Annotated in this window: 25 protein-coding genes; 15 read left to right on the top strand and 10 right to left on the bottom strand. The window is 63.8% G+C overall.

What is annotated here, in order from left to right:
• Positions 1-69: 69 nt before the first annotated feature.
• Complete coding sequence (locus tag GGR33_RS11700; RefSeq protein ID WP_343068480.1) at positions 70-450, bottom strand: hypothetical protein; 381 nt, start codon at positions 448-450, stop codon at positions 70-72.
• Positions 451-1,001: 551 nt separating this feature from the next.
• On the opposite strand from GGR33_RS11700, the gene xoxF5 reads away from it, so the two are divergent.
• Positions 1,002-2,807, top strand: a complete 1,806-nt coding sequence (xoxF5, locus tag GGR33_RS11695) for a lanthanide-dependent methanol dehydrogenase XoxF5 (protein WP_183505298.1) — start codon at positions 1,002-1,004, stop codon at positions 2,805-2,807.
• Positions 2,808-2,865: 58 nt separating this feature from the next.
• Here xoxF5 and GGR33_RS11690 read toward each other — a convergent pair whose 3' ends face one another.
• Together GGR33_RS11690 and GGR33_RS11685 are read right to left on the bottom strand one after the other, a co-directional pair.
• Positions 2,866-3,855, bottom strand: coding sequence for an ATP-dependent nuclease (locus tag GGR33_RS11690; RefSeq protein WP_246413048.1), 990 nt, complete (start codon positions 3,853-3,855; stop codon positions 2,866-2,868).
• Between the two features lie 544 nt (positions 3,856-4,399).
• Positions 4,400-4,984 (bottom strand): DUF4269 domain-containing protein, encoded by a 585-nt coding sequence (locus GGR33_RS11685; protein ID WP_183505295.1) that lies wholly within the window; start codon positions 4,982-4,984, stop codon positions 4,400-4,402.
• Positions 4,985-5,105: 121 nt separating this feature from the next.
• On the opposite strand from GGR33_RS11685, the gene GGR33_RS11680 reads away from it, so the two are divergent.
• Together GGR33_RS11680 and GGR33_RS11675 are read left to right on the top strand one after the other, a co-directional pair.
• Positions 5,106-5,864 carry an SDR family oxidoreductase gene (locus tag GGR33_RS11680; protein ID WP_183505293.1) on the top strand — a complete coding sequence of 253 codons (759 nt, stop codon included), beginning with the start codon at positions 5,106-5,108 and terminating at the stop codon, positions 5,862-5,864.
• A gap of 13 nt (positions 5,865-5,877) precedes the next feature.
• Positions 5,878-6,318 (top strand): hypothetical protein, encoded by a 441-nt coding sequence (locus tag GGR33_RS11675; protein ID WP_183505291.1) that lies wholly within the window; start codon positions 5,878-5,880, stop codon positions 6,316-6,318.
• A gap of 3 nt (positions 6,319-6,321) precedes the next feature.
• Here GGR33_RS11675 and GGR33_RS11670 read toward each other — a convergent pair whose 3' ends face one another.
• Positions 6,322-7,221 (bottom strand): sigma-70 family RNA polymerase sigma factor, encoded by a 900-nt coding sequence (locus tag GGR33_RS11670; protein ID WP_183505289.1) that lies wholly within the window; start codon positions 7,219-7,221, stop codon positions 6,322-6,324.
• Positions 7,208-7,597 carry a hypothetical protein gene (locus GGR33_RS11665; protein ID WP_246413046.1) on the bottom strand — a complete coding sequence of 130 codons (390 nt, stop codon included), beginning with the start codon at positions 7,595-7,597 and terminating at the stop codon, positions 7,208-7,210. The genes GGR33_RS11670 and GGR33_RS11665 overlap by 14 nt, the downstream gene beginning before the upstream one ends.
• Positions 7,598-7,921: 324 nt before the next feature.
• Here GGR33_RS11665 and GGR33_RS11660 point away from each other — a divergent pair, with 324 nt between their 5' ends.
• A complete protein-coding gene (locus GGR33_RS11660) occupies positions 7,922-8,839 on the top strand; it encodes an MBL fold metallo-hydrolase (RefSeq protein ID WP_183505285.1) in 918 nt (305 codons plus the stop codon).
• A gap of 224 nt (positions 8,840-9,063) precedes the next feature.
• Here the strand turns inward: GGR33_RS11660 and GGR33_RS11655 are convergent, their stop codons facing one another.
• The 4 genes from GGR33_RS11655 to GGR33_RS11640 all read right to left on the bottom strand — a co-directional run bounded on the left by GGR33_RS11655 (position 9,064) and on the right by GGR33_RS11640 (position 11,840).
• Positions 9,064-9,465 (bottom strand): nuclear transport factor 2 family protein, encoded by a 402-nt coding sequence (locus GGR33_RS11655; RefSeq protein ID WP_210301982.1) that lies wholly within the window; start codon positions 9,463-9,465, stop codon positions 9,064-9,066.
• A 69-nt stretch (positions 9,466-9,534) separates the two neighbouring features.
• Positions 9,535-10,371: an alpha/beta fold hydrolase gene (locus GGR33_RS11650; RefSeq protein ID WP_183505281.1), complete on the bottom strand. Its 837-nt coding sequence runs from the start codon at positions 10,369-10,371 to the stop codon at positions 9,535-9,537.
• Positions 10,372-10,444: 73 nt separating this feature from the next.
• Positions 10,445-11,047, bottom strand: coding sequence for an NADPH-dependent F420 reductase (locus GGR33_RS11645; RefSeq protein WP_183505279.1), 603 nt, complete (start codon positions 11,045-11,047; stop codon positions 10,445-10,447).
• A 34-nt stretch (positions 11,048-11,081) separates the two neighbouring features.
• Positions 11,082-11,840, bottom strand: coding sequence for an SDR family oxidoreductase (locus GGR33_RS11640; RefSeq protein ID WP_183505277.1), 759 nt, complete (start codon positions 11,838-11,840; stop codon positions 11,082-11,084).
• Between the two features lie 109 nt (positions 11,841-11,949).
• Here GGR33_RS11640 and GGR33_RS11635 point away from each other — a divergent pair, with 109 nt between their 5' ends.
• Complete coding sequence (locus GGR33_RS11635; RefSeq protein ID WP_183505275.1) at positions 11,950-12,882, top strand: LysR family transcriptional regulator; 933 nt, start codon at positions 11,950-11,952, stop codon at positions 12,880-12,882.
• A gap of 440 nt (positions 12,883-13,322) precedes the next feature.
• Positions 13,323-13,658 (top strand): GCG_CRPN prefix-to-repeats domain-containing protein, encoded by a 336-nt coding sequence (locus tag GGR33_RS25930; protein WP_246413045.1) that lies wholly within the window; start codon positions 13,323-13,325, stop codon positions 13,656-13,658.
• A gap of 12 nt (positions 13,659-13,670) precedes the next feature.
• Here GGR33_RS25930 and GGR33_RS11630 read toward each other — a convergent pair whose 3' ends face one another.
• A complete protein-coding gene (locus GGR33_RS11630; RefSeq protein WP_183505273.1) occupies positions 13,671-15,713 on the bottom strand; it encodes a histidine kinase in 2,043 nt (680 codons plus the stop codon).
• 329 nt (positions 15,714-16,042) lie between these two features.
• On the opposite strand from GGR33_RS11630, the gene GGR33_RS11625 reads away from it, so the two are divergent.
• The 9 genes from GGR33_RS11625 (at position 16,043) to GGR33_RS11585 (ending at position 24,586) form a co-directional block, all read left to right on the top strand.
• On the top strand, positions 16,043-17,068 hold the full coding sequence (locus tag GGR33_RS11625; RefSeq protein WP_183505270.1) for a SphA family protein: 1,026 nt from the start codon (positions 16,043-16,045) through the stop codon (positions 17,066-17,068).
• 159 nt (positions 17,069-17,227) lie between these two features.
• Positions 17,228-17,863, top strand: a complete 636-nt coding sequence (locus tag GGR33_RS11620) for a response regulator (RefSeq protein ID WP_343068477.1) — start codon at positions 17,228-17,230, stop codon at positions 17,861-17,863.
• A 388-nt stretch (positions 17,864-18,251) separates the two neighbouring features.
• Complete coding sequence (aqpZ, locus tag GGR33_RS11615) at positions 18,252-18,986, top strand: aquaporin Z (protein WP_183505266.1); 735 nt, start codon at positions 18,252-18,254, stop codon at positions 18,984-18,986.
• 104 nt (positions 18,987-19,090) lie between these two features.
• A complete protein-coding gene (locus tag GGR33_RS11610; protein WP_246413043.1) occupies positions 19,091-20,080 on the top strand; it encodes a formylglycine-generating enzyme family protein in 990 nt (329 codons plus the stop codon).
• Entirely contained in the window at positions 20,070-21,725 is a 1,656-nt protein-coding gene (locus GGR33_RS11605) for an arylsulfatase (RefSeq protein ID WP_183505986.1), read from the top strand. Before GGR33_RS11610 ends, GGR33_RS11605 begins: the two co-directional genes overlap by 11 nt.
• A 58-nt stretch (positions 21,726-21,783) precedes the next feature.
• Positions 21,784-22,818 (top strand): HAD family hydrolase, encoded by a 1,035-nt coding sequence (locus GGR33_RS11600; protein WP_183505264.1) that lies wholly within the window; start codon positions 21,784-21,786, stop codon positions 22,816-22,818.
• 22 nt (positions 22,819-22,840) lie between these two features.
• Positions 22,841-23,125, top strand: coding sequence for a hypothetical protein (locus GGR33_RS11595; RefSeq protein WP_183506087.1), 285 nt, complete (start codon positions 22,841-22,843; stop codon positions 23,123-23,125).
• A gap of 109 nt (positions 23,126-23,234) precedes the next feature.
• Positions 23,235-23,474: a DUF3302 domain-containing protein gene (locus GGR33_RS11590; protein WP_183505262.1), complete on the top strand. Its 240-nt coding sequence runs from the start codon at positions 23,235-23,237 to the stop codon at positions 23,472-23,474.
• Entirely contained in the window at positions 23,471-24,586 is a 1,116-nt protein-coding gene (locus tag GGR33_RS11585) for an HlyD family secretion protein (RefSeq protein WP_183505260.1), read from the top strand. The genes GGR33_RS11590 and GGR33_RS11585 overlap by 4 nt, the downstream gene beginning before the upstream one ends.
• The last annotated feature ends 18 nt before the right edge of the window (positions 24,587-24,604 follow it).

Raw genomic sequence — 24,604 nt, 5'->3', positions numbered from 1 at the left:
CGGAGGCCATGTCCACCGGGCGTGGGCTGGGCCGTGACGGGTTCTGGCACCTGTTGCCTTGCGGTCCGATCAATCCAGGCACAGGTCGAAATAGAGCTGCCTGACGCGCTCGCGCTCCTCGAAACCCTCCGAGCGCGAACTCAGCATCTCCGGCCCGTCGGGAACGCGCCCGAAGAACCCGTTGGAGAGATCGGCGACGAAGCCCCGCTCGCCGGAATAGAGCCCCTCGCGGTTCTTGACGTTCACGGAGCCGCAAATCCACGCGCCCTTGGCCTTGCGCAGTACCGACACCTTCGGATCGAGCGACCCGAAGCGCTGCTTGATCAGGTCGAGCACCGTGCGAGCCGCCGCCGGCCCGATCGCGGCATCCGATCCGTCTTCGACTTTCTGAGACCGGGCCGGCATCGCGCCGGCCAGCAGCGCGGCCAGGGGAAGGGCGACGATCGCCACGCGTCGTTGCCCGGCCAAGCGAAGCGTCATCCCGATCCCGCGCAAGTACAGACAAAGAAAAACGGCGAAGTCCGGATAGACTTCGCCGTCGATTGAAAAGGATTTCCGACAGCGGTTGCCGCGGCAATCCATTCGATCCAGTCGCAAACGCCGATGAGAATAGATCGTGTCGATCCGCTGTCAACCGAGGATGAGGTCGGGTGTAAAGAATAATGATCCCAATTAATTTGGGATAATTCGGCAAAAAACAGATGATGATCGAGCAATCCAGAAATTTTGACTCATAAGAATGGTGCAGATGCTGAGTTGATCTGTGTTCATATCGCCATGCTTATGAGTTTATTATTGCCTTTCTTCGAGAAATGCGTAGGCAAAGAGATGCGCATCTCGGCGAGCGGCCGTTCCAAGGCTACGCGTCGAAATCGGCAGACGGCGTAAAGCCGCAAAGGTAGACGCCGATTCCGGCAACGGCCGGCAACAACTTGGCAAGCAGAGACCGGCCTTTCGGCAGATGAGCTGCCGGGGACCGAGATCGATCGCGGAGGAAATTCATGAGAGCGGTACATTGCCTCGCCCTTGGTGCAGGACTCGCGGCGGTAGCGCCGGCTCTTGCCAACGAGAGCGTCCTGAAGGGGATCGCCAACCCCGCCGAGCAGGTCATCCAGACAGTCGATTACGCCAATACCCGCTATTCGAAGCTCGACCAGATCAACGCCAAGAACGTGAAGGATCTCCAGGTCGCCTGGACCTTCTCGACCGGCGTGCTGCGCGGCCACGAGGGCTCTCCGCTCGTGATCGGCAACATGATGTACCTGCACACCCCGTTCCCGAACGTCGTCTTCGCCCTCGACCTCGCCAACGAGAGCAAGATCGTCTGGAAGTACGAGCCCAAGCAGGACCCGGCCGTCATTCCGGTGATGTGCTGTGACACGGTGAACCGTGGTCTGGCCTATGCCGACAACGCCATCATCCTGCACCAGGCCGACACCACCGTCGTCTCGCTCGATGCCAAGACCGGCAAGGTGAACTGGTCGGTGAAGAACGGCGATCCGGCCAAGGGTGAGACCAACACCGCCACCGTTCTCCCGGTGAAGGACAAGGTCATCGTCGGCATCTCCGGCGGCGAGTTCGGCGTGCAGTGCCACGTTACCGCCTACGACCTGAAGACCGGCAAGAAGGTCTGGCGCGGCTATTCCGTCGGCACCGACGACCAGATCCTGGTCGACCCCGAGAAGACCACCTTTCTCGGGAAGCCGGTCGGCAAGGATTCGTCGATCAAGACCTGGGAAGGCGAGCAGTGGAAGACCGGCGGCGGTTGCACCTGGGGCTGGTACTCCTACGACCCGAAGCTCGACCTGATGTATTACGGCTCGGGCAACCCCTCGACCTGGAACGCCAAGCAGCGTCCGGGCGACAACCGTTGGTCGATGACGATCTGGGCGCGTAACCCGGATACCGGCATGGCCAAGTGGGTCTACCAGATGATCCCGCACGACGAGTGGGACTTCGACGGCGTCAACGAAATGATCCTCACGGATCAGAAGATCGACGGCAAGGAGCGCCCGCTCCTGACGCACTTCGACCGTAACGGCCTCGGCTATACGCTTGATCGTGCCACCGGCGAGCTTCTGGTTGCCCAGAAATACGACCCGGCCGTGAACTGGACGTCCGGCGTCGAAATGGATCCCAAGTCCAAGGAGTACGGCCGCCCGCAGGTCGTCGCCAAGTACTCGACGGAGCAGAACGGCGAGGACGTGAACTCGAAGGGCATCTGCCCGGCGGCTCTCGGCACCAAGGACCAGCAGCCTGCGGCTTACTCGCCGAAGACGAGCCTGTTCTACGTGCCGACCAACCACGTCTGCATGGATTACGAGCCCTTCAAGGTGAGCTACACGCCCGGCCAGCCCTACGTCGGTGCTACGCTCTCGATGTACCCGGCCCCGAACAGCCATGGCGGCATGGGTAACTTCATCGCCTGGGACGGCGTGAAGGGTAAGATCAAGTGGTCGAACCCCGAGCAGTTCTCGGCTTGGGGCGGCGCGCTCGCCACGGCCGGCGACGTGGTCTTCTACGGCACGCTGGAAGGCTACCTGAAGGCGGTCGACTCGAAGACGGGCAAGGAACTCTACAAGTTCAAGACCCCGTCGGGCATCATCGGCAACGTGATGACCTACGAGTTCAAGGGCAAGCAGTATGTCGGCATCCTGTCGGGTGTCGGCGGCTGGGCCGGCATCGGCCTCGCGGCTGGCCTGACCGACCCCAATGCCGGTCTCGGCGCCGTCGGCGGCTACGCCGCTCTGTCGAGCTACACCAACCTCGGTGGCCAGCTCACGGTGTTCACGCTGCCGAACCGCTGAGCCCACGCTCGGTTCATACGAACAAAAAAAGCCGGCGCGGAGAGATCCGCGCCGGTGTTCATCGAAAATAAACATCTTTCAAAATCGGCCCGCGTGCGCTCTTAGGCTTCGATACGCCGCTGGTGCTCCCGTTGGCCTGGCGTCGGAGGAGGACGATCGATCGCAACGGCGCGATGCTCGCGATGTGCGGCGAATGGGTCGTCAGGATCGTGACGTGGCGCCCGGCCGTGGCTTCGTCGGTGATGGCCTCGTCATCCTCGTCATCCTCGTCATCCTCGTCGTCCTCGCCAGACTCGGCCTCGGCGGTTTCTAGAAAGTGCCGATAGACCAGCCGCTGGACGTGCGGGTGCAGGTGCGCCTCGGGCTCCTCGACGGCAAGGAAGGTGTAGTCGCGCTCCCCGTCCTCGATCAGCCGGTCGAGCTCCAGGCTCTTCAGGGCTAGAAAAATGAGGTTGGCGGTGCCGAGGCTCGCCTCGGCGACCCCGCGCTCTCCCTGGTCGATCAGGAGGCGCAGCGCCCGCATGAGGCCGTCCAGGCGCGTCGGCGCTAGCCCGAGCGCGACCGAGGTCGAGTGCGCCGGGCCGACCATGCCCTCCAACCGATCGCCGATGGTCTCCGCCACGGCTTCGACTTCCGGTCGTTCCGACAGCGCCGCCTGCGCTCCGTCGACGGCATCCTGAATGGCATCGCGATCGGCGACCGACAAAGCGCCGGCCAAATCCTCGATCGGGGGCCGCAGCGGCGACCTGCGCCAATTCCCCAGATCCTTCTCGGCATCGCGCAGGGCGGGCAGCAGGTCGAGGGGGAGCATGCGCCTCAACGTGCTCCCGACATTGTTGTCGGGGTACATGCCGCCGAACACGATGTACTCGTAGTCGGCAAGGCTGCCAGGCTGCCCTTCGAGGCTTTCCATCGGCTGGTAGCGATACGTCAGGCGAGAGACCATCGGTGGACCCGGATCGATCAGGTATCCGCCGAGATGGGCTACGAGGCGCGGGTCGGCGTCGAAGTCGGTAAGGTCGACGGAAATCTCGATCGTCTCTCCCAACTTGTCGTCGCCGAGCCCATCCCAGAAGTGTTCGAGGCCAAGCCGCCGGTCCCGTTCTGATAGGCTTGGGTCGAGGATCAATTGAAGGGCAAAGAGCAGGTTGCTTTTTCCAACCTTGTTCTCGCCGACAACAACAATATTTCTTCCGGTTTGGATCTCAAAGTTTTCGAAGTTGGCAAAATTACGTATGCCGATCCGACAAATTCGCACGCGACGAGCCCTTCTGATTTTACGCTAAGACACAGTTTAGTGCCAAAGTTTACAAAAACGGATTAGCTTCTACGGCTAGGAAAACTTCGATGTCAGATGGAGTTCGCAGGGCTGAAATGCCGGCGTGATCGCGCACTCGGCAGATGTCGACTGGTCTGGTGGTTGTTCGTGGCTTGCGCCGTCATGTCCAGCAGTTGGTAAGCCAGCACCGTACTTACTTTATGGCCGATCGCAAAGCGTCTGCTTTGAGCTGTACAGAAACTTCTCGAAATGACGACGCACGAGGTCAGCAAAGGGTCAGAAGAGGCATGGTGGCTGTCGACGCAGTAGCCGACTAAAGCGGACAGATGGACCTTGAAGTCCATGGCGTGATCGGTTCGCGCTCGCGGAGGCTGAAGCCCGCGGCCGCCAGCGCCGCCTCAAGGCATGAGTCGGCTTCTCCCGAAAGCCGGAGCATCGTGGAATACGGATCGCTTTTAAGGCCAAGCGCCTTTGCGAAGGCGGGCTCGGTCTTCAGACCCCGGCTTCTCCCTTGCATCACCATGTCCCGAAACGCGTCGCCGGCGAGTTCCAGCAGACGCTGCTCGACGGCGAAGTGAAGCCAACCCGGCTGCGTGGCGACCGGCTCGGCGGAGGCGAACACCTCGAACGCCCATCCGTGAGCGACGAACCCCGCAACGACCGGACGACCGCGTGTCGTCCACTGCCGCACGAAGAAGCCGCCCTCCTGGCCATGCTGGTCCAGCAAGACGGCGGAGATCGCATGTAGGTCCGGCGCGTAGGCTAGAACGTCGATGTAGCTATCGGGCATCGCGACGCCGAGCGGGAGCGTCCCAACTACTCGTGGGTCGAATCTGGCGAGCGTCTCCATAAGGCCGCTACGCGCGAGCGCCTCTTCCCAGCCGAGTCTCTCTTCCATCCGTCTCCGTTCCGGAGGAGCCCGATAGGTTTTTTCGCGGTCGATGTCACACCTTGCCGAGCCCGCTTCGTCCTGTCGACGACGTCCCGATTAGGGGACGAGGCAGCGCATGGAGCGTCACATGAAGATCGTCGTCATCGGTGGAACCGGGCTCATTGGCTCGCAAGTCGTCGTACGGCTGAAGGCCCTCGGGCATGAGGTCGTCGCGGCCTCGCCGAACACGGGCGTGAACGCCGTCACCGGAGAGGGGCTCGCCCAGGCGCTGAAGGGCGCGGGCGTCGTCGTCGACCTCGCCAACTCACCGTCGTTCGAGGACGCGGCCGCCATGGACTTCTTCGTACGGGCCGGTCGCAATCTTGCGTCCGCCGAGAAAGCAGCGGGCGTCGCCCATCACGTGGCACTGTCCGTGGTCGGGACCGAGCGCCTGCTCGACAGCGGGTACTTCCGCGCCAAGCTTGCGCAGGAGGAGCTCATTGCATCCTCCCAGGTGCCATGGACTCTGGTGCGCGCCACCCAATTCTTCGAGTTCGTCGGCGCCATCGCCGGAGCCGCCACCGTGGACGGCGTGACCCGCGCGACCTCGGCTGCGATCCAGCCTATCGCCTCGGCCGACGTCGCGGCCAAGGTCGCGGAGGCGGCGCTGGCAGAGCCGAGGAATGGCATGATCGAGATCGCTGGCCCCGAGAGGATGCCGCTTGTGGAGCTGGTGAAGCGCTACTTCGACGGCGTGGGCGATACCCGCGACGTGGTGACCGACGATTCCGCCGCCTACTTCGGCGTCGTCATCGACGACCGATCGCTCACGCCCGAGGGCGACGCCTGGCTTTCGGAAAAGCGGTTCGAAGACTGGCTCTCCGCGCAGCCGAAGCGCGCGGCCTGACGAGGCGACGCCGATGGACGCGGCCTACATCTCGGCTCTCGCCGCGCTCTCAGGCTCGGCCATCGGCGCGCTTGCGTCCTTCGCCACGACTTGGCTCACGCAGCACGCCCAGGCGCGCGCGACCCTGCTCGTGCAGGATCGCGCGCGGCGCGAGGCTCTCTACGGCGAGTTCATTCGGGAAGCGTCGACCCTGTTCGGCGACGCGTTCCGGCACGAGTTCGACGATCCGGCGAAGCTCGTGAACCTCTATGCCCGCGTCAGCAAGATCCGCCTGTTTGGCGAGCCGGACACGCTCCGGGAGGCGGAGCGTGTCATGCAGCGCATCGGCGAGACCTACTTCTCGCCGAACAAGGACCTCGCCGCCTTCGCGAGCATCCGGCACGCAGGCGACCTCGATCCGCTCTGCGAGTTCTCGAGCGTCTGCCGCAAGGAACTTGCGATCGCGCGGCGCTGACTCTCAGTGCGAGGTCGCCCCCGCCGCTCCACCGCCGAAGGCCTCCACCAATCTCTCGAGCTTGTCCGGGTTGCGCGTGAAGTAGATGCCGACGATCAGCCCGTTTTCGATCTCGAGCGCGACGGACTGGAACGTGCCGCCGGGCTCGATGCTGAAGTAGCCCGGCAGTCCGTCGATCCAGAGGTCCTGCAGCTTGCGCGCCTGCTGGATCCACGACTTGCGCGCGACCCCCTCGAACATCCGCGCCACCTTCTCGAAGCCGACGATCGGCCGCGAGAAGGCGTGGACCTTGCCGCCCCCGTCGGAATGAACCACGACGGATTCGGCCAGCATCGCCCGCAACGCCGCGACGTCCCCGGTAGAGGACGCCTCGAAGAACGCTTTTGCGATCCGTGCGCCTTCCTCGCGTTCGACCGGAAAACGGGGACGGGCCGCCTGGATGTGCTTGCGCGCCCTGGACGCGAGCTGCCGGACGGCGGGGGCCTCCCGCTCGAGCGTCGTCGCGACCTCGTCCAGCGCGACGCCGAACACGTCGTGCAGGAGGAACGCCGCGCGCTCGAGCGGCGACAGCCTCTCGAGCGCGAGCATCAGGGTCAGTGTCAGGTCGTCGGCGAGGTCCTCGTCTGGCTCGGTGGCGACGGGCTCGGGAAGCCAGGTCCCGAAATAGGTCTCACGGCGGGTCCGCGCCGACTTCATCACGTCGAGGCAAAGCCGCGTGACGATCCGCGACAGGAAAGCGCTCGGCGACGCGACGGCTGCATGATCGACCTGCCGCCACCGGATCCAGGCGTCCTGCACGACGTCTTCCGCCTCGCCGAGCGAACCGAGCATCCGATAGGCGAGCCGGACGAGCCGCTGGCGCTCGGCCTCGAAGAGGAACGTGGAATCGTCAGCCGCGGGCATGACGAACCGACCAAATGGTGAGGGCGATGGCGATAAGGGCCGGAAGCGTCACCGCAGGGAAATCTCTCGGAAGCACCTCGGGTCCGCAGATCCCGGCCGCGACCTCCCAGAAATGAAACAGCGCGTGACCCGACAGCCAAGCGGCTCCTGCGCCCCACAGCACGGTTCGGGCGTCTGAACGCGCTGCCCCGAGCGCGAAGGCGGAACCGAGGAGCACGAAGATCAGCCCGATGTCGCGCAAGAAATGCTGGTTGAACGGCCCTGTCGCGGTGACTCCGGGTATGGCGAAGTACCACGCCTGAGGGTCGGCGAGCATGAAGATCCCGTTCGCAGTCAGCCCCAGTCCGAAGAGGGCCGCGAACGCGAGAATGGCCATGGTCATCTGTCAGTCCCCAATTTGGAAGGTTCGGGACTATGACGAGGCGGATCGGCGCGGTGTGACATGGCCGACGATGATTTTTTGGCTTGTCGAGTAGGACGCCCTCCGACTCGGCAGCGCGCGAACGCATCACTCGGGAGAAACGCGCTGGACTGGGCATCCCCCGGGCCTGGGGAACGGCCTCACCAAGGTCGTGAGGCACAGGCTCGTCGATAAGATCGGCCGCGCATGTCACACTTGGTGGGCCCCGCTCGTCTTCGCCCCGGATGACCGCCGAGAGAGCGTCATCCACGTTGGATCCAGCGACAGGGGTGAACCGAGATGAACGCGATAGACACACTCACCGGGCAGCGGCCGGCGACGAGCGAACTGGTCCCGTCACGCTACGCGGTGCGGATCGGCGAGATCGATGTGCTGGTCGTCAGCGACGGAGTGCTACCGCTTCCGACCAAGATGCTCGGCCACAATGCCGATGCGGCGGACCGGACGGCTTGGCTTGACGACATGTTCCTTCCGCGGGAGGCATGCGACTGGTCGTTGAACGTGGCCGTGGTGCGAAGTGGCGCACAGACGGTACTCATCGACGCGGGTCTGGGTTTCGACCCGAACCTGAACCTGCCGCGTGCGGGGCAATTGGTCATGCGCCTGGAAGCGGCCGGAATCGACCTTGCGTCCGTCACGGACGTGGTGCTGACCCACATGCACATGGACCATGTCGGCGGCCTCATCGTCGACGGGATCAAGGAAAGGCTGCGTCCAGACCTTCGGATCCACGTCGCGGCCACCGAAATCGACTTCTGGGAAGCGCCCGACTTCACCCACACCGCGATGCCGCAGGGGTTCCCGGATGCGCTTAGGGCAGCCGCGAAGAAGTTCGCGGAGGAGTACCGGGATCACCTCCACACCTTCGAGGACGAAACCGAGGTGGCGCCGGGTGTGCTCGTCCAGCGCACAGGCGGCCATACGCCTGGGCACAGCGTCGTCCGCATCAGGTCCGGGGGCGAGAAGCTGATGTTCGCGGGCGACGCCATGTTCACGGTCGGGTTCGATCATCCGGACTGGCACAACGGCTTCGAGCACGACCCGGAGGAGGCCGCCCGCGTCAGGATCCGGCTCCTGCGCGAGCTCGCAGACGGCGGCGAACAACTGGTGGCGACCCACCTGCCGTTTCCGTCGGTCGGCCGGGTGGCGGTCGTCGGCGACACGTTCCGCTGGGTACCGACGCCCTGGGACTACTGACAAGCGTTCGTCGGCAGACGGAGGACCACGAACGTACTCAATAGGTCACGAACTGTTTGAACGACAACGGATCGTCCCCGATGTCACATCGGGGACGCCTTTCATCAGAACTAAACGCCCGATTCGAGTGACGACGTAATAGAGAGGATTTGCTGCACCGCGCTGCGATCAATATCGATCGACCTGGATGGTTCCTGCGCAGCTCTCAGTCATGCTGTGCGATCCTAGGCAGACGTCTGATCCAGCAGCACCCAGAGTTTTGCGATCTTTCCACCTACGATCTTGGCAGCGTCCGCTCCGGTTACTGCAATCGGTCCTCCGTCGGGTCCTGCGGTCCACCGCAAGATACCCAGGCCGTGATGCCCAACGGCTGAGCCATCGGCTGTAAAGCGGAACGTCGGCCCGAATTGCTTCAAGAGGTTTCCCGCCACTTCCGAAATCGCGGCTTGCCCCCTCACGGCACCGGTCGGTTCGTACATGACCGGGGCGATGTCGTAGAGTTCCGCTAGAGCAAGGGTACGCTTCGCTGCATCCCGCTCGTTGAAGATCCGCTCGAGGTTCGCGCGCAGAAGCTGATCGTAGGCGGTGGCGCCCTCATCGGGCGCCTCAACTGCCAGGTTGCTCATCGTCCTGGTCCCTTCCATCTCTACCGGACTGTTGGGGAGACCTGCTTTCGCGCGATCTCCCACGATCGATCAGCCCTTCACGAAGGCGAGCAGATCGGCGTTGATCACGTCGGCATGCGTGGTCAGCATGCCGTGCGGGTAGCCGGGATAGGTCTTCAGCGTGCCGTTCTGCAGGAGCTTCACCGATAGGCGCCCGCTGTTGTCGATCGGCACGATCTGATCGTCCTCGCCGTGCAGGACCAGGGTCGGCACCGAGATCGCCTTGAGGTCCTCGGTCTGGTCGGTCTCCGAGAAGGCCTTGATGCCCTCGTAATGGGCGTTGGCGCCGCCCATCATGCCTTGGCGCCACCAATTCTGGATCACGCCCTGGTCGACCTTCACGCCGGGCCGGTTGTAGCCGTAGAACGGCCCGGTCGGGAGATCGAGAAGGAACTGAGCCCGGTTGGCGGCGAGCGCCTGGCGCAAACCGTCGAAGACCCCGATCGGCAGGCCGCCGAGGTTCGTGTCGGTCTTCAGCATCAGCGGCGGCACGGCGCTGACCAGAACCGCCTTGGCGACGCGGCCGGCCGGCTCGCCGTGCTTCGCGACGTAGCGGGCGACCTGACCGCCGCCGGTGGAGTGACCGATATGGACGGCGTTGCGCAGGTCGAGATGGTCGACGACGGCTGCCGCGTCGGCGGCGTAGTGGTCCATGTCGTGGCCGAAATCGACCTGGGCCGAGCGGCCGTGCCCGCGCCGGTCATGCGCCACCACGCGATAGCCCTTCGAGAGGAAGAACAGCATCTGCGTGTCCCAGTCGTCCGACGACAGCGGCCAGCCGTGGTGGAAGACGATGGGCTGGGCATCCTTCGGGCCCCAATCCTTGTAGAAGATCTCGACGCCATCTTGAGTTGCGACGAAGGGCATTTTCGGAATCCTTCTCATGTAAAACTAGAGTGAGTTTCGCTAATTCAGTATTCGACCGATCTGCGGCGTTGGCTCAAGTGATTTTGACGAGGTTGAGCGCGGGAAGCGGGCCGCCGGGGAACTGAACCAGCCTGCTTCCGAGCGAGAGGGCGCCGAGATCGATGCCGAAGAAGCCAAGCCGATCGATCAGAGCGCCGATCTGCGCCTTCGCATCCGCATCGTCGCCCGAGTAGAACAGGACCCGTTTCCCGCCATCGCCGGAAGGGTCGCCGGAGACGAGGTGAGGCTGGAGGTGATTGAAGGCTTTCACGACCCGAGCTCCTCGGACGAGATCCCGAACCACCTCGGACGACGAACGGTCGCCAAGGTCGAAAGGCTTGAACAGCGGAGCCTCGATGGGATTGTTGGTGTCGACGACGATCCGGCCTTCGAAGTCCGGCAGATCGCCGAGCGCATCGCCTAGCTTCGACCAGTTGACCGCGACGAAGACGATGTCCTGCGCCGCCGCAGCCTCGCGTGTTCCGGCGGTGATCGTCGGCCCGAGAGAACGCACGACATCTGCGAGGCTATCCGGGCCTCTGCTGTTGGCAAGCGTTGCTGCGATCCCCTCACGGGCGAGTGCTACCGCAATGGCGAGGCCGATCTGACCGGCGCCGAGAATTCCGATGCTGGGCATGAGAGTATGTCCGTGTTCTGGAGCCTGAGAAGGGTCAAGCCGACTGGCCGCCGTCGACGTTCAGGGTGGCACCGGTGATGTATCCGGCGTCCGGACCAGCGAGGAACGCCACAGCTGCTGCGATGTCCTCCGGCCGGCCGTAGCGGCCGAGCGCGGCCAGCCCCTTCAGGGTCTCGGCAGAGGGGCCGTCCTGAGGATTCATGTCGGTGTTGATCGCGCCCGGCTGGATCAAGTTCACCGTGATGTTGCGCGGGCCGAGATCGCGAGCCCAGCCACGCGTGTAGGCGGCGACCGCAGCTTTCGTGGCGATGTAGTCGGCGGCCCCTGCGAAGGGGATGCGGTCTGCACCGGTCGTGCCGATGGAGATGATGCGCCCGCCATCCGTCAGGAGGGGAACCGCGGCCCGAACCGCTGCCGCAACCCCCTTCACATTCACGTCGAGCTGTCGTTCGAACGCAGCAAGGTCGGCGTTCGGATCGTCAACCAATCCGGTCACGAAGACGCCGGCCGAGTTGACCAGAATATCGAGGCGGCCGAGCTGAGAGCGGGCCTGTCCGACCAGGGCTACGACTTCGCTTGGGACAGCCTGATCGGCCTTGATGGAGACTGCGCGGCGGCCAAGGGCCTCGAGCTCTTGGACGAGCTGCTCAGCCTTTTTACGCGAGGCCGCATAGCTGAATGCGATATCGGCACCGTCATGGGCCAGCCTGCGGACGATGGCCGCGCCGATACCACGGGAGCCGCCAGTCACCAGAGCGACCTTGCCAGAAAGGGGAAGCGATGTGTGGGGCATTGTCTTCGGTTCTCGACCTGTTCGGTGAGGAGAAAATGGCCCAGAGCATCCAATCCGATTAGACGAGAATGGCTTGGATCATTCTCAAGCAATCATTTAAAATTCTGGCATGGAGACACTCGCCAACCTCGAAGCCTTTGTGCGGAGCGCCGAGTTCGGCAGCTTCTCGGAAGCGGCTCGAAGGCTCTCGCTGACGCCCGCCGCAGTCAGCCGAAACGTCGCCATGCTTGAGCGAAACCTCGGCGTGCGGCTGTTCCATCGCTCGACGCGGAAGCTGACCTTGACCGAAGCAGGCGAGACGTTCCGGCTGGCGCTGGGCAACAAGCTGGACGGCATCCAGACCGCGATTGCCGAAGTTGCTGCCGGCACCGAGGAGCCGGCCGGCAAGCTCAAGGTAAGCATGGCACCGACCTTCGGCGTCACGCATATCCTGCCGCTTCTGCCGGGCTTCTTGACCCGCTACCCGCGGGTCAAGGCCGAATGGCACTTTGAGAATCGTCAGGTCGATCTTGTCGCGGAAGGCTACGATGCCGCGATCGGCGGCGGATTCGATTTGTCCCCCGGACTCGTGGCTCGAACTCTGGCCCCCGCCCACATCGTCGCTGTCGCATCACCGGCCTACATGATTGGCCGTGTTCCACCGACGGACCCGACCAACCTGCTGGCGCTCGATGGTATCGTGATGCGAACGCTGCAAACGGGCAGGATCCGCGTTTGGACCATGCGCGATGTCGCCGGACGTCAAGTTGCGGCACCGCTTTCAGAAACCACCATCGTCAATGATCCCAACGCGATGCGCGAGGCCGCACTTCTTGGCCTCGGAGTCGCGATGCTCGCAGTCCCCGACGTGCAACCGGCTCTCGATACCGGAACACTCGTTCGCCTCGTCCCGCGGTGGTGGTCAGACGCGGGTGCGATCAGCTTGTACTATTCGTCGCGAACATTGGTACCGCTAAAGACACGCGTTTTCGTCGACTGGATTGCAGATAGCTTCAAAGAGCAGCGTCTGGCCGAACGCTTCGCTGGAAGTTTGGCGCAATGACACTCAGATTTGTTGGCGTTTTCTGGTAGCCGGAGCTCAAGCCGCGAATGATTTAAACGCGCGAAGTGGCCGGCCTATCTTGGCCGAAAGCAGACGTTCTGCTTGCAAATACCAAATCCGACAAAGCTGACTATTTCGACGTCTGTTCGCTCGTTCAACGCGCTGAGCGGCGAGCGTCTATCAAATCGGAAGAGTTACCGGGACGGAAGCGATTGGCGCTCGCTGAAGATGCCGGCGGATCCCCATTAGCCTGTCCACGCAGCTCGAAAGGCTCAGCTGCGATCATTTCGCTATCCGTTAATGCCAGTACGCTGGCAATGGTCACAGCGTTTTTACTGCCAAGCCTCCGGGAATTTCCTGAGGCGCCTCCGGGTTCTCCCCGATATGTCGCAAGCTGGCCCTTCTGTATCTTCGTCACAAACTTCAACTGGGAGGATGCAATGCCAGCATTGAGACAATTAGCGCTCGCGGTTTTCTTTCTCGTTGCTTGGCTTGGGACTGGCCGCCTCGATGAGGGGCGAGTTGGTATCGGCACCGCGGAAGCGGCCGGCGGTTGCGGGATTGGCTTCCATCGCGGCCCCTATGGGGGCTGCCGTCCGAACGTCTATGGGGCACCGGGCTACTATCGTGGGGGCGTCGTTTACGGGGGGCGGGCCGTCTATGGATTTCGTGGCGGCTACTACGGACGACGCGTCTATGGCGGCCGTGGTGTCTATGGACGTCGCGTTGGCGTTTATCGCGGCGGCTTCCGCGGGGGCGGCCGTTTCCGCAGATAGACTGATGCCCTGCTAGGCAGGCCCGGCTCCTACGGGGACGGAAGCTGTTATTCGGAAACCGTCCGTGGAGGGTGCAACTACCAGCGATCCTCCAAGACCCTCGATCCGCTCCCGCATGCCTCGAATACCGGCCCCTTCGACCAGGGGCGAAGTGGGTCGTTCGTCGCCGGACGTGTGGTTGGTCCCGTCCCCTACCGAAAGCTCCAGCCGCCCCGAGGCATCGGGCCGCAGCATCAGACAGGCCGACTTGGTGACGGAATGGCGCTGGACGTTGGTGAGCGCCTCCTGTGCCACTCGGTATAGCGCGATCTCGATCTCGGCAGGCCAACGCCTCCCCGAGAGTTCTGCCGCGACCGTCACGACTACGCGAATTCCTGCTCGCTTCTCGAATCCCTCGGCCAGCGTCGGCAGCGCGAGGCCCAATCCCGCCTCGTCGAGGAGAGCCGGGTGAAGGACGTATGCCAGCGTGCGCAACTCGCTCACGCTGGCATCGATGAGCGCCCTGGCCTGCGCTACGGCGGCTCGAACGTGCGGAGGGGAATCAAACAGATCGCGATCGATCGCCCCGAGTTCGAAACCCGCGGCGATCAGATTCTGGCCGGTCGTGTCGTGGAGTTCGCGCGCGATACGTCGGCGCTCAGCATCCTCGCGGCGGATCACGTCATCCGTAAAACGGCGAAGTCCGCCCTCCAACTCGCTGTCGCCAGTCCCACCAAGCTCGGTTGCTGCACCGAAGATGTAGCTATCGTGGCCACCACCATCGTTCAGCGGCACGAGGACGGTACTCCACATGAATTCGCCGCCTCCGAGACGAACCCGACGCTCGATGCGGCGCGTCTGGCCTGAGGCGAGCACGGATCGGTAATCGGACTCGATGAGATCCACGTCGTCCGGCGAGAAGAACTCACGAGTGGTCCGGCCTATCAGACGAGCGGACATGCGGCCAAACTCGCCGGGACGGGTGAATGTGAGCGCCTCTAAGACAAACCGGCCATCCGGCTTCGCCGCGATGATGAATTGAACGTCCGACGATCCAACGACGAGCCCGCGCAAGCCCATCTGCTGCCGCAGGCGGCGGGCACGTCGACGCCCAATGGCAGGCAGTACGAGGGCAGAGGCTGCCAGCAACAGGCCTTCGAAGCCAGCGACGAGGTAGACTTGCCGGCGCCAAGAACGCAGAGCATTCACCTTCGAACGGCACACCTCGACCGTGAGATCGCCGATCTTTATTTTTTCCGCCGCCGCCATGGTCTCGTCACGCGCGTCCTTTCCCGCTGGACCACACGGTGCGCTGACGTTCCGGCTGTCAGTCTCGCTGCCGCGATCCGCTACCCATTCGATAAGCGAGCGCCCGTCGGCATTGGTCAGGCTGATGCGGTCCGCCTTGCCCGCGCCCACGCCCTGGAACACCGCTCGGATCTGGTCGGCATTGATGACGGCGCCTGCGATGCCCTGGAAGGAGTCCGTCTTCGCGGGCAGGCGTCGGCTCATCGGCAACGCCAGTCCTGTCATGAAAGGGGTCCGACGCGGCGCGCCAACGAATAGACCGACGTCGCCGCTCTTCTGAGCGACGAAATAGTCACGATCCGCGATGTTGAGCGACGGCGTGTTCGGGCCATAGGTGACAACGTCGCCATTCGGCCGCGCGAAGCCGAGAAGCAGGTAGGGCGAGAGACGCTGGTTATTCGAGCAGATCAGCGACGGGCAGAGCTCGTCGAGGCTGGCGCTGCCGAATTCATCACCGGCAGCAAGTTCTGACATTCGCCTGAGAACGACGTCGATCAGGCCGAACAGACTGTCGACGGAGTTGGCCCCGGCTGCTGCCGAACTCGAGACGTTCTTCCGAGCCGCGGAGAGCGCCGCATCGCGAGCCGTGTCGGCCCACAGGATGGTAGGAATGACGATGGCAGTCGCACACGCCGCCCAGCCCGACCAGAGAAGGATGGCCGTGGTCGCCGAGTGCGACAGCCCTGTGTTCCTCAGCCATTTGCCGGCGAGCTTGGAACGCTTCGATCGGGCCCTGCCGTCGTCCTGTGCGCTGGAGCCCGGTTCCAAGGATCCCCCTCCGCGTCGACACCGCCGTGCCTCTCCTCAACGCTGCCGCGCCGGTATCTGATTTCCTGTGCCTATCGTTCAGAAGATTCCTATCCGCGCAAACCCGCCAAAATGCCTCAAGAATTCGTAAACTTGTTTCTAATTGTTCAATATTGACTCGCCAACGACTGAGGCGAATCCGCTCCCCGCGGAGACTGTCTCCCAAATGTCTCGCCGCTCACGATAACAGCTTCTCGGGGTTTTTATCGTGGCGATTGAGGGTTTCCCCCGATTGCCGGAGGCGGCCCGGGTCGGTGACGTTACGACCGAGCCATATCCCGGAGGCTGACATGAGGACTGTCACGCGCCATCTCATCGGCGGCATGGCCCTCGCGGCCGCGGCCCAATTCTCTACCCCGTCGCAGGCGGCGGAGGGCGGTCTCAGCTTCTACATCGAGGGGCAAGCGGTGCCGCTGGGCGGAATAGTCCCGCCGCCAGGTCTCTACTTCGATTCCACGACCTACTTTTACAACGGGAAAATCGGCGGCAACCGGCAAACTCAGATCGGTGGCAATGTTGTCGCCAACGTCAACGTAAACCTGGTCGCTGATTTCGTGACGGCCCTTTGGGTGACCCCGGTTCAGGTGCTCGGTGGAGACCTTGCCTTCGCGTTCGTCATGCCCTTCGGCGAGCCTGCGGTTCGCGCGGGCGTTCTTCTGAACGGTCCCCTCGTCAATCAGGCACTTGGTCGTCCGGCCGGGATCACTGCGCGCGATGCGGATCTCAATCCCGGCGACCCCATCGTATCGGCCACCCTCGGCTGGCATTCGGGCAATTGGCACTGGAAGCTGGCGGGCGTTCTCAGCATCCCGGGCGGAGGCTACGAGTCAGGCCAGCTCTCCAATATCGCGCTGAACCGCTACATTGGCGACATCTCGGGCGGTGCAACTTATCTCGATCCGGCACTAGGGATCGAACTCTCGGCGGCGGCCGGTTTCACGCTCAACGGCACCAACCCGGCCACGCACTACACGACCGGCAACGAGTTTCATGTCGACGTCTCGGCCTCGAAATACGTCACGAAGGAAGTATCTGTCGGCGTCATCGCTTCACATTATCAGCAACTGACCGGCGACAGTGGCCCCGGCGCCCGCCTCGGACCCTTCGAGGGTCGTGTGACGGCAGTGGGCGGGACCATCGGTGTGACGGGCGAATTCGGCAAGATCCCGGTCACGACCCGCCTGAAGGTGTTGCGCGAGGTCGAGGTCGAGAACCGCTTCCAGGGCACCATCGGCTTCCTCGAAGTCTCGTTCCCGCTCTGGGTCGCTCCGCCGAAGGCAGCACCCGAACCCAGGCCGCTGTCGACGAAGTCCTAAGGGATGCGTAACCCTCTGCAAGCGCAGAAACTGTAGCGGGCACATGCGGACTTGTGCGACGGCGCGCCAAGGGAGTCTGCTCACGCGAACCCGTTACCCATCCGGGGACAGCGGGCGATCGTCATGCCCGGGCGCCGCGCGGGAGGTCATCTCGTGACTGTGAGCATCCTGATCGTCGACGATCACACCGCCGTCCGACGTGGTGTTCGGGCCATCCTGGAGGCGCATGCCGGCTTCGAGGTCATTGCCGAAGCGGGTACCGGGGTCGAAGCCATCGACCTTGCCGTTCTCCACAAGCCCGACGTGGCTGTGATCGACTACTCGCTACCTGCGATGAACGGATCTCAGCTGACCAAGCGTATCAAGGAGGCTAGTCCAAGGACCGAAGTGCTGGTTTACACCATGCACGAGAGCGATGCCCTGGTGCGCGACGTTCTCGGTGCCGGTGCCCGCGGCTACCTTCTGAAATCAGACGCCGACCAGCACCTGATCGCTGCCGTCGAGGCCCTGGCCCGCCATCAGCCCTATTTCACGGGCCGCGTGAACGAGGCGTTGCTCACCCACTATCTGGCTCACCCAGGCGAGAGCTCTCAGCTCGACACGCTGACCTGCCGCGAACGCGAGGTGGTGCAGCTCATCGCCGAAGGGCACTCGAGCAAACAAGTCAGCGCAGTGCTCGCCATCAGCCTGAAAACGGTCGAGACCCACCGCTCTTCCGCTATGCACAAGCTCAGCCTGGAGACGACGGCGGCCCTGGTTCGGTACGCCGTGCGGAACAAGCTGGTCGAGCCCTAGGGGCATTTCCGCACGAAGCTCAGGTGAATACCTAATTTCAATCGGGGTTTCGCCCGATAGTTTGGGCTCGAATCGCCGCCTAAAGTCGCCGGAGATCGACGTCTGGAGTTTTCGCGTCGGTCATGACTGACTTCGCCCGGACTTCATCGGAATGCGGAGATGGCGATGCGTATCCGTTATGGCCCACCGCGCCCGGCGATCGTTGCAACACTGATTCCACCGCGGTTGAGCCGGCGCGCATAGCGCCGCCCCAACCCGGCGCAATCATCGCCAGCCTGCCAAACGACACGGTCGTGCTCGTAGCGCGGCGATTGCTGTCTAACCACCAATTCCGCTCGAACACAGGATTCTGGGACAGCAACCCAACCTGAACGCAGGAGGAGGCTTCATGGATATCCACAAGTGTGCTGCTGAAGCTATCGGCACCTTCTGGCTGACCTTCGCGGGTTGCGGGAGCGCCGTCATCGCCGCCGGCTTTCCGCAGGTCGGCATCGGCCTGGTCGGGGTTTCTCTCGCCTTCGGCCTAACCGTGGTCACTATGGCCTATGCCATTGGCCACGTCTCGGGTTGCCACCTCAATCCGGCTGTGACGTGCGGCCTTGCGGCCGGTGGGCGCTTCCCGACCCACGACATTCCTGCCTACGTGATCTCCCAGGTCATCGGTAGCGTCGTCGCGGCGACGCTCCTCTATGCCATCGCGACTGGGGCGCCCGACTTTGACTTGGCGAAGGGCTTCGCCGCCAATGGCTACGGCGAGCACTCGCCCGGCCATTACGGACTGATCTCGTGCCTCCTGGCCGAGGTTGTGCTGACGATGATGTTCCTGTTCGTCATCATGGGCGCAACCCACGGCAAAGCTCCGGTGGGCTTCGCGCCCTTGGCCATCGGGCTCTGCCTGACGCTGGTGCATCTCGTCGGCATCCCGATCACCAACCTCTCGGTCAATCCGGCACGCAGCACCGGGCCGGCCCTGTTCGTCGGCGGCTGGGCCATCGCGCAGCTCTGGCTGTTCTGGATCGCGCCGATCCTCGGCGGGATCCTCGGCGGGATCCTGTACCGGTGGGTCAGCGACCAACCCTCGGCGCTCGTGACCGGCATGCCGCCCGTCGCACCCGCCGAGTGAGCTGAGGCAGCCCGCGAAGATCGTACGAGCGGTCGCGCGGCCCCGATGTCACCGATCCGACCAGGGTCGGCAGGCAAACTCATGGTTCTTGGAAGGAACGACGGATGGTCACTGCGCCTGTCCTCGATCGGCCCGTGCTGCCTGCCGAACCCGATTCCGACATGGTCCTCATTCGCGGTGGCACGTTCCGGATGGGATCGGACCAGCACTATCCGGAAGAGGCACCGGTGCACCGCGTCAGCATCGATGGATTCTGGATCGACCGAGCGCCCGTCACCAATCGCCAGTTCCGGGCTTTCGTCGAAGCGACCGGACACGTCACTTTCGCCGAGATTGCGCCCGACGCGGAGGACTACCCCGGAGCTTTGCCGCACATGCTGCGCGCAGGCTCACTCGTCTTCGCGCCGCCGACCCATCCGGTCGATCTCGGCGACTTCTCGCAGTGGTGGTCTTTCCGGTTCGGAGCGACCTGGCGCAAGCCCTACGGGCCGGGCAGCACGATCAAGGGGCTCGACGACCATCCGGTCGTGCATGTCGCCTACCGCGACGCGGAGGCCTATGCGCGCTGGGCCGGCAAGTGTCTTCCGACCGAGGCCGAATGGGAATTCGCCGCGCGCGGCGGCCTCGCGGATGCCGAATACGCCTGGGGTGACGACTTCATGCCGGGGGGCCGGCAGATGGCGAATACTTGGGTGGGCACCTTCCCCCACGAGAACCTGTCGCCACGGGCCTACAAGCGCACGACACCGATCGGCAGCTTCCCGCCCAACGGTTACGGCCTCGTCGACATGATCGGCAACACCTGGGAGTGGACCAGCGACTGGTATGCTCCCCGGCACGAGGCCGATGCGGCGAAGGCCTGCTGCATCCCGATGAATCCGCGCGGCGCCCGCGAAGACGCGAGCTTCGATCCCGGCCAGCCGCAGATCCGCATCCCGCGCAAGGTGATCAAGGGCGGCTCGCATCTCTGCGCGCCGAGCTATTGCCGCCGCTACCGGCCCGCTGCCCGCCACGCCGAAGCGGTCGACACCTCCACAAGCCATGTCGGCTTCCGATGCGTCAGCAGACAGAGAGGGGTACGCGATGAGCGATGAACAGTTTAGCGCCGACCACCGGGATGCGGCAAAAGCCGCGCTCAGTCGCCGAAAGCTGCTGCTCGCAGGCACCGCCATGGCGACGGCCATGGGGACTGGCGCACGAGCGCAGGCACCGCAGCCACAGCCTCAGCCGGCCGCCCCGAAGAACGCGTCTTCGGGCAAGCCGCCGAACATCCTCGTCATGTTCGGCGACGACATCGGCCAGTCGAATATCAGTGCCTACACCTTCGGCCTGATGGGCTACCGGACGCCCAACATCGATCGCATCGCCAAGGAAGGCATGATGTTCACCGACTATTATGCCGAGCAGAGCTGCACGGCCGGTCGGTCGACCTTCATCACCGGGCAATGCACGTTGCGGACGGGCCTTTCGAAAGTCGGGCTGCCAGGCGCAACCGTTGGATTGCAGAAGGAAGACGCCACGATCGCCGAGCTGCTCAAACCGATGGGCTATGCAACCGGGCAGTTCGGCAAGAACCATCTGGGCGATCGCGACGAATACCTGCCGACGAACCACGGCTTCGACGAGTTCTACGGCAATCTCTATCACCTGAATGCTGAAGAGGAGCCAGAGGACAGAAACTACCCGACGGATCCGGCCTTCCGGAAAAAGTTCGGGCCCCGCGGCGTGCTCAAGGCCTCATCTGACGGGAAGATCGAAGATACCGGCCCGCTCACCAAGAAGCGGATGGAGACGATCGATGACGAGACTTCCGCCGCCGCGATGGACTTCATCGAACGACAGACGCGCGCCAGCAAGCCCTTCTTCTGCTGGTTCAATTCAACCCGGATGCATGCTCGCACGCACGTCGCCGCAAACCATCGCAGCGCTCCGGGGCTGACAGCCCGCACGGAATATGCGGACGGCATGGTCGAGCACGACAACCATATCGGGTTGTTGCTGAAGAAGCTCGACGACCTCGGCATCGCCGACAACACGATCGTGCTCTACACGACCGACAACGGTCCTCACATGAATACCTGGCCGGACGGCGCCATGACGCCATTCCGGAGCGAGAAGAACACGAACTGGGAAGGCGCCTTCCGGGTGCCCTGCATGTTCCGCTGGCCAGGGCACGTTCAGGCAGGTTCGGTCTCGAACGAAATGGTGAGCGGCCTCGATTGGATGCCCACACTCGTGGCCGCCGCCGGCGATGCCAATGTCGCGGAAAAACTCGCGAAGGGTCATACGACAGGCTCGAAGACGTTCAAGGTTCGCCTGGACGGCTACAATCAGCTTCCTTACCTGACCGGGCAGCAAGACAAGGGCGCTCGCAAGGAGTTCTTCTACTTCAGCGACGATGGCGATCTCGTCGCGGCGCGCTTCGAGAATTGGAAGTTAGTTTTCGAGGAACAGCGCGCGCCGGGCACGTTGCGGGTCTGGGCCGAGCCCTTCACGCCATTGCGGGTTCCGAAGATGTTCGACTTGCGAGCCGATCCTTATGAGCGAGCCGACATCACCTCCAACACCTATTATGACTGGCTGTTCACTCACGCCTACTTGGTCGTTGCTGCCCAGGCGGAGGTTGCGAAGTTCATGACGACCTTCCAGGAATTCCCGCCTCGCCAGCGGGCCGCGAGCTTCAGCGTCGACCAGATCATGGAGAAGATGCGTAAGGCGACCGAGTCGGTCGGCCGCTGAGGTTTGACGCGGGCGCCCCGAAGCTGGGGCGCTCGCCTTCGTGCTTCGGGAGACCGACATGTCGAGCCGAATTCCAATCATTCATCGCCGCGCGTTGCTCTCCGGTGCTGCTGTACTCGTGGCGGTCGGCCTTCCGCGGATTGCCATTGCCGAACAGGCCGATCCGCTTCCTTCCTGGAACGACACCGCGCCGAAGCAAGCGATACGCACCTTCGTCGAGAGCGTGACGCGCGATGGCGGTCACGATTTCGTGCCGCCGGCCCAGCGCATCGCGGTCTTCGACAACGATGGCACGCTCTGGGGCGAGCAGCCGATGTATTTCCAGCTCGCCTTTGCGATCGACCGCATCAAGGCGCTCGCTGCCTCCCATCCGGAATGGAAGGAGACGCAGCCCTACAAGGCCGCGTTGGAGGACGACACCAAGGCGCTGGCCGCGTCTGGCAACAAAGGCATCATGGAGATCCTCGCCGCGACCCATGCGGGCGTGACGACCGAAGCTTTCGCCGACACCGTGGCCGAATGGCTGCAGACAGCGAGGCATCCTCGGTTCCAGCAACCTTACGACAAGCTGGTCTACCGGCCGCAGCTCGAACTGCTCGCCTATCTGCGCGCGAACGGCTTCAAGACCTTCATCGTCTCGGGCGGCGGCGTCGAGTTCATGCGCGTCTTCGCCGAGCGCGCCTACGGCATCCCGCCCGAACAGGTGGTCGGCTCGTCGATCTTCACCACTCTGCAGATCGACGCGGAGGGGAAACCACAGCTCATCAAGCAGCCCAAGATCGAATTCGTCGATGACGGGCCGGGCAAACCCGTTGGCATCAACCGCTTCATCGGACGCCGGCCGATCCTGGCATTCGGCAATTCAGACGGCGACCAGCAGATGCTCGAATGGACGAGCGCCGGCGATGCCCCCCGGCTGGCGGCACTCCTCCATCACACCGACGCCGAGAGGGAATGGGCGTACGACCGTGCCTCACATGTCGGCAAGCTCGACAAGGCCCTGGAAGAGGCCCGTCTGCGCGGCTGGACCGTCGTCGACATGAAGCGCGACTGGAAACGCGTTTTCGCTTTCGAGCCGAAAGGGGCGTTGTGAAAACATTTCAAGGAGCAGCGACATGAAGCGCACCTTATCCGCATTTGCGCTGGTCTTCGGGGTTCTCGCCTTCACGCCAACCGAGGCGAATGCCGTCGTCTGCGCGGCAGGCGTCGTTCGAGCCGGCTGCGTCGGCCCCAACGGCGCCGCGGGAGTCCGACGCGGCCCCGTCGTGCGGCGCGGCGTTGTGGTCCGCCGTGGCTATTACGGCGGCGGTGTCGCGGTCCGGCGGACGACCGTCGTGCGCCGCGGCGTGGTTGGGCCACGCGTCGCGGTTCGCCGCCGCGCGGTCGTCCGCCGGTGGTGATGGTCTCAAGCTGCGGCTTTGAAGGCTGCGAGCCTTCAAAGCCGTTGCTAACGCCGCATGGAACCGTGCGACCGACATAAGGTCGCGACCTGCCCGAAGGATGACGAACATGTCCTTCATCGACGTCTTCGCCTGGATCGTTCTCGTCGTCCTGATCATGACGCTGGTCGCGGTCTTCGTCGCGCTCGGCATGATCCCGGGGCGGATCGCGAAGAAGCGTGGGCACCCCTGGGCCGAGGCCGTCGCGGTCGGGAGCTGGGCGACCCTGATCTTCGGCTTCGTGTTCTGGCCGCTGGTGCTGATCTGGGCCTATGTCGACCAGCCGGCCAAGGCGGGGGCGCGGGCATGATCGTCGTCCTGCTCAATGCCTATATCGCACTCCTCGCGCTGTTCGTCTGGCTCGGCTTCGTGCGGCTCAACCTGTTCTGGAAGATCTCGCCGGTCCTAGTACTCGTGTTGCTGCTGGTCGGCCTGTTCATCCCGATGGGCTGGGGCGCGCCATCTGGCCCGGTCGCCGTAATCCGCAACTCGGTGCAGATCGTGCCCAACGTCTCGGGCCAGGTCGTCGCCGTTCCAGTGCAGGCGAACCTGCCGCTCAAGGCGGGCGACGTATTGTTCCGCATCGATCCAGCGCCGTTCGCATACTCGGTCAAGGACTTGCAGGCACAGGTGGTCGCGGCGGAGCAGAAGGCCGAGCAGCTCAAGTCCAGCCTCGATGCGGCGAGCGCCAATCTGAAGGCCGTGCAGGCGCAACTCGGCTTCGCCGAACAGAGACGGGACGACATGGTCCGGCTCGCCAAGAGCAGCGCCACCAGCGAGTTCCGCGTCCAGGACGAGCAGCGGCAAGTCGACACCCTGAACGCGCAGCTCAACGCGGCTAAGGCGCAGGAGACCAGTGTGCGCCTTGCTTTGGCATCGCAGGTCGAGGGCGTGAACACGGATGTCGTGCGCACCAAGGCCCAGCTCGGCAACGCGCAATGGGAACTCGATCAGACCACCGTGCGAGCGCCGACTGAGGGCTACGTCACCAACCTCGCCCTGCGCGCCGGCGCGCGGGTGACGACGCAGGCCCCGGCCATGGCCTTCATCGATACCGGCGAGACCATCATCGGCGTCGAGATCGCCCAGATCTATGCCCGCTACATCGAGCCGGGCCAGATCGCCGAGGTGACCTTCAAGGGGGCGCCCGGCGAGATCTTCACCGGCCGCGTCGAAACCGTGATCCAGGCCATTGCGACCGGCCAGACGCAGCCCGGCGGCCTCGCCGTCGCACCGACGGAGGTCCAGGCGGCTCCGTTCGTCGTCAAAATCAAGCTCGACGACCAGAGCATCGCGAAGGGGCTGCCGGCCGGCAGCACGGGTCTCGCCGCGATCTACACCGAACACGTCAAAGCAGCACACGTCATCCGGCAGGTCGTCCTCCGGCAAATGGCGATCCTCAATTACATCAATCCGTTTTGAAAATGTCCGTTCTGGAGG

The sequence above is a fragment of the Methylobacterium brachythecii genome (genome assembly GCF_014196345.1).
Taxonomy (GTDB): Bacteria; Pseudomonadota; Alphaproteobacteria; order Rhizobiales; family Beijerinckiaceae; genus Methylobacterium; species Methylobacterium brachythecii.
The sequence above is the reverse complement of the archived record's forward strand: the minus strand, read 5'-3'. Positions and strand labels throughout refer to the sequence as shown.